The organism is Citrobacter sp. ABFQG, assembly GCF_004322975.1.
Taxonomy (GTDB): domain Bacteria; phylum Pseudomonadota; class Gammaproteobacteria; order Enterobacterales; family Enterobacteriaceae; genus Citrobacter; species Citrobacter freundii.
The window spans coordinates 359,750-372,698 of the sequence record NZ_CP036435.1 but is presented as its reverse complement, the minus strand read 5'-3'; the positions used below and the strand labels follow the sequence as shown (position 1 = coordinate 372,698).

The following is a 12,949-nucleotide window of genomic DNA, read 5'->3' as shown; positions in this document are numbered from 1 at the left end:
TCTTGTTGCCCGGTGGCGCTTGCGCTTACCGGGCCTGGAAACGAGCTCACATCCACATCGTAGGCCGGGTAAGCGCAAGCGTCACCCGGCTTTTTTACAGCACCATCACGCCATCCTCGGTTTTCAACCAACGCGGCGCTTTCAGCGTGTCGGCGAAATAGCCCACCAAATCCTGCAGCAAATCACCCGCTACTCGCTCCATATCATCAGAAAGCGTTTTGCTCATCAGCAAATGCGTCAAAAGCTGGCAGTAACGCCCCATCTGGTCTGGCTCAGGCTCGAAAAGGGGAAAACGGGTCGGGAATGTATCTACCGTCAGACTGGCCTGCAGATGCTGCGGTACAGGCTCCGTTAAGGTCGGTTGCAATAATGCGAGACAGGCCGACAGACGTGCACAAATCGCCAGTTTTTCAACCGGGTCATGGCATTCAACCAGTCCTTCGACAAAACGCTCGCAGTTATCCGCCAGTTCGGTGAAGTCCGTGGCATGGCTAAAGGGCAGGGTAAATAAAGAGTGTGAAAAGAGAGGGGTCATCGCCATAGGGCAGCCTCCGATGAGTGATTTTCATCCACCACAGGAGAGGCTAATCTCACTGGTGGTGGAACCGAACAGGGTTAGCCTTACCGGCCTCATCGGATACCGGCGCGTCTTGCGACGCCCCCGCTCGGCCCACCATTGGAGTGTACCTAAGCGTGCGACACAAAAATACTTGCGTCACCGATGAAGGAGTTCAGAAGGCTAATTCTGGCACCTGATTTTGCAGGTGCAGCGAGAAGATAAGGCTTATCCACGATGCTGACAAGAGGGCATTCCGGAAGGCGCTTCGCAGAAATGAAAATACGTTATATCAGCGACTTAAAAGCATAAGGAATACCTGAAATTACAGCGCAATGCCGTTCAGTTAAGCATGTAGGGTGAACATGTGATTATTGCTCAGGTTTCCGTTCACCTCAGTGGTGTCATTTCTTTGAAGCGCTGATACCCGTGAACGTGCAAGGGAGGCTCACCGCCGCCTCCCTTGCAACCCAGGCTCCCGGCGGGAAAATCGTCGCTGCGCGAGTTATTCGTCTTATTCCGTCTGCCTGTCGGGTCGGGGCCGAGCCTGCGTCCCTGCAGGCCGTCCCCTCTGCCCGCATCCCTGCGGGCAGACCCGGTCAGCCGTCAACGCCTCATCGATTTTCCTGCCGGAGAGCTGGGATTGTTAAGGGGGCTGCGTAGCCCCCTTAACACGTTCACCGGTGAAGAAACTCCAGAGAAGCAACGAACATAACGTGAACGGAACCGTTCTCCGGGTAACATGTCATCCGGTTCAAAAAGGAGAAATTACCCCTTCATCCACATCCGTACGCCATCGAGGAACATCTGGGTGGCCATCATCACCAGAATCAGCCCCATCAGGCGCTCCAGCGCGTTCACCCCTTTCTCCCCCAGCAGACGCAAAAACAGCGACGACTGCAACAGAATCACAAACGTACCGCCCCAGGCGATCAACAGAGCAATCACCAGATGCCCCATCTGGTTTGGGTATTGATGCGACAACAGCATTAGTGAAGCCAGGATTGTCGGACCGGCTACCAGCGGAATCGCCAGCGGAACGATAAACGGCTCTTCACCCGCCGGAAGCCCGGTGCTATTCCCGGTGGCGCTGGGGAAAATCATCTTAATGGCGATCAGGAACAAAATGATGCCCCCGGAGATAGAAACGGTTTCCGCGCGCAGGTTAAGAAATGCCAGAATTTTCTCGCCCGCAAACAGGAATATCAGCATCACCAACAGCGCAATGAACAGCTCGCGAATCATAATCGCGCGGCGGCGTTTTGGTTCGGTATGTTTCAATACGGACATGAAAATGGGCAGATTTCCGAGTGGATCCATAATCAGGATCAATAAAACTGCCGCTGAAATGATTTCATTCATAACTCAAATTCCCTGATAATTACCACGGACTTTCTGCTTGCTTGCGCAGCGGGATAAGTCGCATTACTGATGGCTTCGCTATCATTGATTAATTTCACTTGCGACTTTGGCTGCATTTTGTATGGTGAAGGATATGCCACCAGGACACTGGCATACATACACAGCACACATCTCTGCAGGAAAAAAACGCTATGAAAAATGTTGGTTTTATCGGCTGGCGCGGTATGGTCGGCTCTGTTCTCATGCAACGCATGGTTGAGGAGCGTGACTTCGACGCCATTCGCCCTGTTTTCTTTTCTACTTCCCAGCTCGGGCAGGCGGCACCGACATTCGGTGGAACCGCGACCGGCACGCTTCAGGACGCTTTTGATCTGGATGCGCTGAAGGCGCTCGATATCATCGTGACCTGTCAGGGCGGCGATTATACCAACGAAATCTATCCAAAGCTTCGTGAAAGCGGTTGGCAGGGTTACTGGATTGACGCGGCCTCTTCGCTGCGTATGAAAGACGACGCCATCATTATTCTCGATCCGGTTAACCAGGATGTCATCACCGATGGCCTGAATAAAGGTATTAAGACCTTTGTCGGCGGTAACTGCACCGTTAGCCTGATGCTGATGTCCCTCGGTGGCCTGTTTGCCAACGACCTGGTCGATTGGGTCTCCGTGGCGACCTATCAGGCGGCTTCCGGCGGCGGCGCGCGTCACATGCGCGAGCTGTTGTCTCAGATGGGCCATCTGTATGGCCATGTGGCCGAGGAGCTGGCGACCCCTTCCTCTGCTATTCTCGACATCGAACGTAAAGTGACGACCCTGTCCCGTAGCGGTGAACTGCCGGTTGATAACTTTGGCGTACCGCTGGCCGGTAGCCTGATTCCGTGGATCGACAAACAGCTCGATAACGGTCAGAGCCGTGAAGAGTGGAAGGGACAGGCGGAAACCAACAAAATTCTCAACACGTCTTCCGTGATCCCGGTTGATGGTCTGTGCGTGCGCGTCGGCGCGCTGCGCTGCCACAGCCAGGCGTTCACCATCAAACTGAAAAAAGATGTGTCTATTCCGACCGTGGAAGAACTGCTGGCGGCGCACAACCCGTGGGCGAAAGTAGTACCAAACGATCGTGAAATCACCATGCGTGAGTTAACCCCGGCGGCCGTTACCGGCACGTTGACCACGCCAGTAGGTCGTCTGCGTAAGCTGAATATGGGACCGGAGTTCCTGTCAGCCTTTACCGTAGGTGACCAGCTGCTTTGGGGTGCTGCGGAGCCATTGCGCCGCATGTTACGTCAACTGGCGTAATGGTTTGTTAATGATCAAAGGGTGCTGAGTCACCCTTTTTTTTGCGTAATACAGGAGTAAGCGCAGATGTTTCATTTTTTACCAGGAGTAAGATAAAGCATTGGCTATTCTTTAAGGGTGACTTAGTACCGGAGGTATTAAGTTGTTGCCTGAAGGTGGGACGACGCAGAGAGGATGCACAATTGTGCTGCGCCGTTCAGGTCAAAAAAAGTGTCGCTACCTGATGTCGAAAATCAGTTGGAAGGGGTGACACCATAAAACAGGATGACAACCATGTCCGTTCGTATCGATAGAGACGTGATTAATGCGCTAATTGCAGGCCATTTTGCGGATCCTTTTTCCGTACTCGGTATGCACCAAACTGACGCTGGACTTGAAGTCCGCGCCCTATTACCTGACGCCACCGAAGTGTGGGTGATCGAACCCAAAACCGGACGCAAAGTCGGCAAGCTGGATTGCCTCGACTCTCGTGGTTTTTTCTGTGCAGTACTTCCCCGCCGTAAAAATTTCTTTCGCTATCAGTTGGCCGTTGTCTGGCATGGACAGCAGAATCTGATTGATGACCCTTATCGTTTTGGCCCATTGATCCAGGATATGGATGCCTGGCTGCTATCTGAAGGTACGCACCTGCGACCTTACGAAACGCTGGGCGCGCATGCGGATACCATGGATGGTGTAACCGGCACGCGCTTCTCTGTCTGGGCACCTAACGCTCAACGCGTGTCAGTGGTTGGGCAGTTCAACTACTGGGATGGCCGTCGCCACCCGATGCGCCTGCGCAAAGAAAGCGGTATCTGGGAGCTGTTTATCCCCGGTGCGCAGCATGGTCAGCTGTATAAATATGAGATGATCGATGCCAACGGTAAGCTGCGAATCAAAGCGGACCCTTACGCCTTTGAAGCGCAAATGCGCCCGGAAACCGCGTCGCTTATCTGTGGTCTGCCGGAAAAAGTGGTGCAAAGCGAGGAGCGTAAAAAAGCCAACCAGTTTGATGCGCCAATCTCTATCTATGAAGTGCACCTGGGGTCATGGCGTCGTCATACCGATAACAACTTCTGGCTGAGCTACCGCGAGCTGGCGGATCAACTGGTGCCTTACGCCAAGTGGATGGGCTTTACCCACCTTGAACTGTTGCCGATTAACGAGCATCCGTTCGACGGTAGCTGGGGTTACCAACCTACCGGCATGTATGCGCCGACCCGTCGATTTGGTACGCGCGATGACTTCCGCTATTTTGTGAATGCCGCGCATCAGGCGGGGCTGAACGTCATTCTTGACTGGGTGCCGGGCCATTTCCCGTCGGACGACTTTGGTCTGGCAGAGTTTGATGGCACCAGGCTGTATGAACACAGCGATCCGCGTGAAGGCTATCACCAGGACTGGAACACGCTGATCTACAACTACGGCCGCCGTGAAGTCAGCAACTATCTGGTGGGCAACGCCCTGTACTGGATTGAGCGCTTTGGTATCGACGCGCTGCGCGTGGATGCCGTGGCATCGATGATTTATCGCGACTACAGCCGTAAAGAAGGGGAATGGGTCCCGAACGAATTTGGTGGTCGTGAAAACCTCGAAGCCATTGAGTTTTTACGTAATACCAACCGTATTCTTGGCGAACAGGTGCCTGGTGCGGTGAGCATGGCGGAAGAGTCCACTGATTTTGCTGGCGTTTCAAGACCGCAGGACATGGGCGGTTTAGGGTTCTGGTATAAGTGGAACCTCGGCTGGATGCACGACACGCTGGACTACATGAAACTGGATCCGGTTTATCGCCAACATCACCACGATAAGCTGACCTTCGGCATGCTGTACAACTACACCGAGAACTTTGTCCTGCCGTTGTCGCACGATGAAGTGGTGCACGGCAAGAAATCGATTCTCGACCGCATGCCGGGTGATGCGTGGCAGAAGTTTGCCAACCTGCGCGCCTACTACGGCTGGATGTGGGCCTTCCCCGGTAAGAAACTGCTGTTTATGGGCAACGAGTTTGCGCAGGGACGTGAATGGAACCATGACGCCAGCCTCGACTGGCACCTGCTGGAAGGCGGTGATAACTGGCATCACGGCGTACAGCGTCTGGTGCGCGATCTGAACCTCACCTATCGTCATCACAAAGCGCTGCACGAGCTCGACTTTGACGCCTATGGCTTTGAGTGGCTGGTGGTGGATGACAAAGAACGTTCGGTGCTGGCTTTCGTGCGTCGTGACAAGGTCGGCAATGAAATCATCGTGGTCAGTAACTTTACGCCTGTGCCCCGCCACGGCTATCGCTTCGGTATCAATCAGCCGGGGAAATGGCGTGAGATCCTCAATACCGATTCGATGCATTACCACGGCAGCAATACTGGCAACGGCGGTGCGGTGCACAGTGATGAAATCGCCAGTCATGGTCGTCAGCATTCACTGAGCCTCACGTTGCCGCCGTTGGCAACGATCTGGCTGGTTCGGGAGGGGGAATGACGCAACTGGCAACCGGCAACGCCACCCCCCATGGTGCAACGTATGACGGCCATGGCGTTAATTTTACTCTCTTCTCAGCCCACGCTGAACGCGTTGAATTATGCGTATTTGACGAGGACGGTTGCGAACTCCGCTACGACCTGCCGGGGCGTAGCGGCGATGTCTGGCACGGCTATCTGGCCAACGCCCGGCCCGGTCTGCGCTATGGCTATCGCGTTCATGGCCCATGGCAACCGCAGCAGGGCCACCGGTTTAACCCAGCCAAGCTGCTGCTCGACCCTTGCGCCCGTAGGGTCGAGGGCGAGTTAAAAGATAACCCGCTGCTGCACGGCGGGCTAAATGAACCGGATCACCATGATAATGCCACTATCGCGCTGAAGGGCGTGGTGGTGTCCGACTATTATGACTGGGAGGATGATGCCCCGCCGCGCACGCCGTGGGGCAATACCGTAATTTACGAAGCGCATGTCAAAGGGTTGACGTATTTGCATCCTGACCTGCCGGAAGAGATTCGCGGAACCTATAAAGCGCTGGGTCATCCGGTGATGATCGACTATTTCAAGCGTCTCGGCATTACCGCGCTGGAGCTGCTGCCGGTGGCGCATTTTGCCAGCGAACCGCGACTTCAGCGGCTGGGCCTGTCGAACTACTGGGGCTACAACCCGGTGGCCATGTTCGCGCTGCATCCGGCCTATGCCTGTTCGCCGGAGAGTGCGCTTGATGAGTTTCGCGACGCGGTAAAAGCGCTGCACAAAGCGGGGATTGAGGTCATTCTCGATATCGTTTTGAACCACAGCGCCGAGCTGGATCTCGAAGGGCCTGTCTTCTCGCTGCGCGGAATTGATAACCGTAGCTATTATTGGATCAGGGACGATGGTGATTACTACAACTGGACCGGTTGTGGGAACACCCTCAATTTGAGCCATCCCGGCGTTGTGGAATACGCATGTGAATGCCTGCGCTATTGGGTTGAAACCTGCCATGTAGATGGTTTTCGTTTTGATTTGGCTTCCGTCATGGGGCGTACACCTGCGTTTCGTCAGGATGCGCCGCTGTTTACCGCGATCCAAACCTGTCCGCTGCTCTCACGCGTGAAGCTGATTGCGGAACCGTGGGATATTGGTGAAGGCGGGTATCAGGTGGGGAATTTCCCCCCTCCGTTTGCCGAGTGGAATGACCATTTCCGCGATGCGACGCGACGCTTTTGGCTCCAGCGTAATCTCTCGTTGGGCGAGTTTGCCGGGCGTTTTGCCGCATCCAGCGATGTGTTTAAACGCCAGGGTCGCAAACCCAGCGCCACGGTCAATCTGGTGACCGCGCACGACGGTTTTACGCTACGCGACTGTGTGTGCTTCACAAATAAGCACAATGAAGCGAATGGTGAGGAAAATCGCGACGGCACTAGCAATAACTACAGCGACAATCATGGTAAAGAAGGATTAGGCGGCACGCTGGACCTGATTGAGCGACGGCGCGACAGCATTCATGCGCTGTTAACTACGCTGTTGCTCTCTCAGGGGACGCCGATGTTGCTGGCGGGCGATGAGCATGGTCATAGCCAGCACGGCAACAATAACGCTTACTGTCAGGATAACGCCTTAACGTGGCTGGACTGGCAACAGGCAAACAGTGGGCTAACCACATTTACCGCCGCGCTGATTCATCTGCGCCGGCAAATCCCAGCATTAACAGGGGATTGTTGGTGGGAAGAGGGCGATGGCAATGTTCGTTGGCTGAATAAGTACGCACAACCCTTAAGTGCGGATGAGTGGCAAAACGGCCCGAGGCAGATGCAAATCCAGCTTTCAGACCGTTTTCTGATTGCAATAAACGCCACGCTTGAGGTGACAGATATCGTTTTACCTGAAGGGGAATGGCATGCCATTCCCCCATTTGCCGGAGAGGATAATCCGGTGCTTACGGCTGTCTGGCAGGGACCTGCGCACGGACTGTGTGTGTTCCAGAGAAGATAAAAAAGGAGTTAGTCATGGTGAGTTTAGAGAAGAACGATCGTGTAATGTTGGCGCGCCAGCTGCCATTAAAATCTGTTGCCCTGATCCTGGCCGGTGGCCGCGGTACCCGCTTAAAAGATTTGACCAACAAACGTGCCAAACCTGCTGTGCACTTTGGTGGTAAGTTCCGCATTATCGATTTTGCCTTATCCAACTGTATTAACTCCGGGATCCGCCGTATTGGCGTGATCACCCAGTACCAGTCCCATACGCTGGTGCAGCATATTCAGCGCGGCTGGTCGTTTTTTAGCGAAGAGATGAACGAGTTTGTCGATTTGCTGCCTGCCCAGCAGAGAATGCAGGGTGAAAACTGGTATCGCGGTACGGCGGATGCGGTGACCCAAAACTTGGACATCATTCGACGCTATAAAGCGGAATACGTGGTGATCCTCGCGGGCGATCATATTTATAAGCAGGACTACTCACGCATGCTGATCGACCACGTCGAGAAGGGCGCGCGTTGCACCGTGGCCTGTATGCCAGTGCCTATTGAAGAGGCCAGCGCGTTTGGCGTGATGGACGTGGACGACACCGATAAAATTATTGAGTTCGTTGAAAAACCCGCCAACCCGCCAGCGATGCCAGGCGACCCGACCAAATCTCTTGCCAGTATGGGGATCTACATTTTCAACGCCGATTATCTGTATGAACTGCTGGCGGAAGATGATCTCGATGAAAAATCCAGTCACGATTTTGGCAAAGACATCATTCCAAAAATCACCGAAGCTGGCATGGCGTATGCACATCCATTCCCGTTGTCCTGCGTGCAGTCTGACCCGGAATCCGAGCCGTACTGGCGCGATGTGGGGACGCTGGAAGCCTACTGGAAGGCGAACCTTGATCTGGCTTCGGTGACGCCTGAACTGGATATGTACGACCAGGACTGGCCAATCCGAACGCACATGGAATCGCTGCCTCCGGCGAAATTTGTGCAGGACCGTTCCGGTAGCCACGGAATGACGCTGAACTCGCTGGTTTCTGGCGGATGCATAATTTCAGGTTCGGTGGTGGTGCAGTCGGTTCTGTTCCCGCGAGTGCGGGTGAATTCATTCTGTAACATTGATTCGGCAGTGTTGTTACCTGAAGTGTGGGTGGGACGTTCGTGCCGCTTACGTCGTTGCATTATCGACCGCGCCTGCGTTATTCCTGAAGGCATGGTGATAGGTGAAAACGCGGAAGAAGATGCGCGTCGTTTCTACCGTTCAGAGGAAGGCATTGTGCTGGTCACGCGTGAAATGCTGCGCAAACTGCAGATCAAACAGGAGCGATAATGCAGGTTTTACACGTTTGTTCAGAGATGTTCCCCCTGTTAAAAACCGGGGGACTGGCGGATGTTATTGGGGCGTTACCTGCCGCGCAAATTGCGGACGGCGTGGATGCCCGCGTGTTGCTCCCGGCGTTTCCTGATATTCGTCGCGGCATTCCCGATGCACAGGTCGTGACGCGTCGCGATACCTTCGCTGGACGTATCACGCTGCTTTTCGGGCATTTCAACGGCGTGGGTATTTACCTGATTGACGCGCCACATCTCTACGACCGTCCCGGTAGCCCGTATCACGACACCAACCTGTTCGCTTATACCGATAACGTCCTGCGTTTTGCGTTGCTTGGCTGGGCCGGATGTGAAATGGCCTGCGGCCTTGACCCATTCTGGCGCCCGGATGTGGTGCATGCGCACGACTGGCATGCCGGTCTGGCCCCGGCGTATCTGGCGGCGCGCGGCCATCCGGCGAAATCGGTGTTCACCGTACACAACCTGGCGTATCAAGGCATGTTTTATGCAAAGCATATGGATGACATCCAATTGCCATGGTCGTTCTTTAATGTGCACGGGCTGGAGTTTAACGGCCAGATTTCGTTCCTGAAGGCCGGGTTGTACTACGCAGACCACATTACAGCGGTGAGTCCAACTTACGCGCGGGAGATTACCGAGCCGCAGTTTGCCTATGGTATGGAAGGTCTGTTGCAGCAGCGTCATCGGGAAGGACGGCTTTCCGGCGTGCTGAACGGTGTGGATGAAAAAATCTGGAGCCCGGAAACCGACCTGCTGCTGGCGTCGCGCTATACGCGTGACACGCTGGAAGAAAAGGCGGAGAACAAACGTCAGCTACAGATCGCGATGGGACTTAAGGTTAACGACAAAGTGCCTCTGTTTGCCGTAGTCAGCCGTCTGACCAGTCAGAAAGGGTTGGATCTGGTGTTGGAGGCTCTGCCGGGTCTGTTAGAGCAGGGGGGGCAACTGGCGTTACTTGGCGCGGGCGACCCAGTATTACAGGAAGGTTTCCTCGCCGCGGCGGCGGAACATCCGGGCCAGGTGGGCGTGCAGATTGGCTATCACGAAGCCTTCTCGCACCGCATCATGGGTGGGGCCGATGTGATATTGGTTCCCAGCCGTTTTGAGCCATGTGGCTTAACGCAATTGTATGGACTGAAGTACGGCACGCTGCCGCTGGTGCGGCGCACCGGTGGGCTGGCTGATACGGTCTCTGACAGTTCGCTGGAAAACCTGGCGGACGGTATCGCCAGTGGGTTTGTATTTGAAGATAGTAATGCCTGGTCGCTACTACGTGCGATCCGGCGTGCTTTCGTATTGTGGTCCCGGCCTTCGCTGTGGCGGTTTGTACAACGCCAGGCCATGACCATGGATTTTAGCTGGCAAGTCGCGGCGAAGTCATACCGTGAGCTTTACTATCGCTTGAAATAGTTATCCAGGAATCACCTATATGAATGCTCCATTTACTTATGCATCGCCCACACTCAGCGTAGAGGCACTTAAGCATTCTATCGCCTACAAGCTGATGTTCACGATTGGTAAGGACCCGGTCATTGCCAATAAACATGAGTGGCTGAACGCCACGTTGTTCGCGGTGCGCGATCGTCTCGTGGAGCGCTGGCTGCGTTCTAACCGTGCGCAATTATCCCAGGAAACTCGTCAGGTCTATTACCTGTCAATGGAGTTTCTGATTGGCCGCACGCTTTCCAATGCACTGTTATCGTTGGGTATTTATGACGATGTCAAAAATGCGCTGGAAGGTATGGGGTTGGATCTGGAAGATCTGATCGATGAAGAAAACGACCCGGGTCTTGGCAACGGTGGCCTCGGGCGCCTGGCGGCCTGCTTCCTGGACTCGCTGGCAACGCTGGGACTGCCGGGACGCGGCTATGGTATTCGTTATGACTACGGCATGTTCAAGCAAAACATTGTTGATGGCCGACAGAAAGAGTCGCCGGACTACTGGCTGGAATACGGTAACCCATGGGAGTTCAAACGCCACAATACGCGCTACAAAGTGCGCTTTGGCGGGCGTATACAGCAGGAAGGCAAGAAAACGCGCTGGATAGAAACCGAAGAGATCCTCGCGGTTGCCTACGACCAGATTATCCCCGGTTACGACACCGATGCCACCAACACGCTGCGCCTGTGGAATGCCCAGGCCAGTAGCGAGATCAACCTCGGTAAATTTAACCAGGGCGACTACTTTGCGGCGGTGGAAGATAAAAACCACTCCGAGAACGTCTCCCGCGTGCTCTATCCGGATGACTCCACCTATTCAGGACGCGAGCTGCGCTTGCGCCAGGAGTATTTCCTGGTCTCCTCCACGGTGCAGGACATTCTGAATCGTCATTATCAACTGCACAAAACCTACGATAATCTGGCGGATAAAATCGCCATTCACCTCAACGACACCCACCCGGTGCTGTCGATCCCTGAGCTGATGCGTCTGTTGATTGATGAGCACAAGTTCAGTTGGGATGATGCGTTTGAAGTGTGCTGTCAGGTTTTCTCGTATACCAACCACACTTTGATGAGCGAAGCGCTGGAGACCTGGCCGGTGGATATGCTGGGCAAAATTCTGCCGCGCCATCTGCAAATCATTTTTGAGATTAACGACTACTTCCTGAAAACGCTGCAGGAGCAGTATCCGAACGATACCGGTCTGCTGGGGCGGACGTCGATTATCGATGAATCTAACGGCCGCCGGGTGCGTATGGCATGGCTGGCGGTCGTGGTGAGCCACAAGGTTAATGGTGTGTCTGAACTGCACTCCAACCTGATGGTGCAGTCGCTATTTGCTGACTTTGCGAAGATCTTCCCAACCCGCTTCTGCAACGTTACCAACGGCGTGACGCCGCGTCGCTGGCTGGCGCTGGCTAACCCGCCGCTCTCTGAGGTGCTGGATGAGAATATTGGCCGCACCTGGCGTACCGATCTCAGCCAGTTGAGCGAGCTTGAACAGCACTGTGATTTCCCGTTGGTGAACCAGGCGGTACGCCGGGCGAAGCTGGAGAACAAAAAACGTCTGGCCACGCTCATTGCCCAGCAGCTTAACGTGGTAGTGAATCCGAAATCGCTGTTTGATGTGCAGATAAAGCGTATTCACGAATACAAACGTCAGCTGATGAACGTACTGCATGTGATCACCCGCTACAACCGCATTAAGGCCGATCCTGACGCCGAGTGGGTGCCGCGTGTGAATATCTTCGCCGGTAAAGCGGCTTCGGCCTATTACATGGCGAAGCACATCATTCATCTGATCAACGATGTCGCGAAAGTGATCAATAACGATCCGCAAATTGGCGACAAACTGAAAGTGGTGTTTATCCCCAATTACAGCGTCAGCCTGGCGCAGGTGATTATTCCTGCTGCCGACCTGTCTGAGCAGATTTCACTGGCCGGGACCGAAGCCTCCGGGACCAGTAACATGAAATTTGCGCTGAATGGCGCGTTGACCATCGGTACGCTGGATGGTGCCAACGTCGAGATGCTGGAACATGTGGGCGCAGAAAATATCTTTATCTTTGGTAATACGGCGGAAGAGGTTGAAGCCTTGCGTAGTCAGGGCTATAAGCCGCGTGAATATTACGAGAAAGACGAGGAGTTGCACCAGGTGCTGACGCAGATCGGCAGCGGTGTATTCAGCCCAGAGGAGCCGGGACGCTATCGCGACCTGGTGGACTCATTGATCAACTTTGGAGACCACTATCAGGTGCTGGCGGATTATCGCAGTTACGTTGATTGTCAGGATAAGGTTGATGAACTGTATCGCCACCCGGAAGAGTGGACTACCAAGTCGATGATTAATATCGCCAACATGGGTTACTTCTCATCGGACAGGACGATCAAAGAGTACGCTGAAAACATCTGGCATATTGATTCGGTGCGGTTGTAAAACACGAGGCCGGGGGCGTTTCGCTTGCCCGGCCTACGTTTATGCACTTTTGTAGGCCGGATAAGGCGTCGCCGCCATCCGGCATTTTTA

At 54.4% G+C, this 12,949-nt stretch carries 8 protein-coding genes; 6 read left to right on the top strand and 2 right to left on the bottom strand.

What is annotated here, in order from left to right:
* Positions 1 to 94 precede the first annotated feature (94 nt).
* Together WN16_RS01925 and yhgN are read right to left on the bottom strand one after the other, a co-directional pair.
* Positions 95 to 541: a hypothetical protein gene (locus WN16_RS01925; RefSeq protein WP_044701395.1), complete on the bottom strand. Its 447-nt coding sequence runs from the start codon at positions 539 to 541 to the stop codon at positions 95 to 97.
* Positions 542 to 1,324: 783 nt separating this feature from the next.
* On the bottom strand, positions 1,325 to 1,918 hold the full coding sequence (gene yhgN / locus WN16_RS01915) for an NAAT family transporter YhgN (protein ID WP_003023480.1): 594 nt from the start codon (positions 1,916 to 1,918) through the stop codon (positions 1,325 to 1,327).
* A gap of 191 nt (positions 1,919 to 2,109) precedes the next feature.
* On the opposite strand from yhgN, the gene asd reads away from it, so the two are divergent.
* The 6 genes from asd to glgP all read left to right on the top strand — a co-directional run bounded on the left by asd (position 2,110) and on the right by glgP (position 12,859).
* Positions 2,110 to 3,216: an aspartate-semialdehyde dehydrogenase gene (gene asd / locus WN16_RS01910; protein WP_003837862.1), complete on the top strand. Its 1,107-nt coding sequence runs from the start codon at positions 2,110 to 2,112 to the stop codon at positions 3,214 to 3,216.
* 273 nt (positions 3,217 to 3,489) lie between these two features.
* Positions 3,490 to 5,676, top strand: a complete 2,187-nt coding sequence (glgB, locus tag WN16_RS01905; RefSeq protein WP_003023485.1) for a 1,4-alpha-glucan branching enzyme — start codon at positions 3,490 to 3,492, stop codon at positions 5,674 to 5,676.
* Positions 5,673 to 7,649, top strand: a complete 1,977-nt coding sequence (glgX, locus tag WN16_RS01900) for a glycogen debranching protein GlgX (protein ID WP_044701398.1) — start codon at positions 5,673 to 5,675, stop codon at positions 7,647 to 7,649. The genes glgB and glgX overlap by 4 nt, the downstream gene beginning before the upstream one ends.
* A gap of 14 nt (positions 7,650 to 7,663) precedes the next feature.
* Entirely contained in the window at positions 7,664 to 8,959 is a 1,296-nt protein-coding gene (gene glgC / locus WN16_RS01895) for a glucose-1-phosphate adenylyltransferase (protein WP_003023489.1), read from the top strand.
* A complete protein-coding gene (gene glgA, locus WN16_RS01890; RefSeq protein ID WP_003023490.1) occupies positions 8,959 to 10,392 on the top strand; it encodes a glycogen synthase GlgA in 1,434 nt (477 codons plus the stop codon). The genes glgC and glgA overlap by 1 nt, the downstream gene beginning before the upstream one ends.
* Positions 10,393 to 10,411: 19 nt before the next feature.
* The gene (glgP, locus tag WN16_RS01885; protein WP_003023492.1) at positions 10,412 to 12,859 is read left to right on the top strand and encodes a glycogen phosphorylase; all 2,448 of its coding nucleotides are present in this window, start codon (positions 10,412 to 10,414) and stop codon (positions 12,857 to 12,859) included.
* Positions 12,860 to 12,949: the final 90 nt, after the last annotated feature.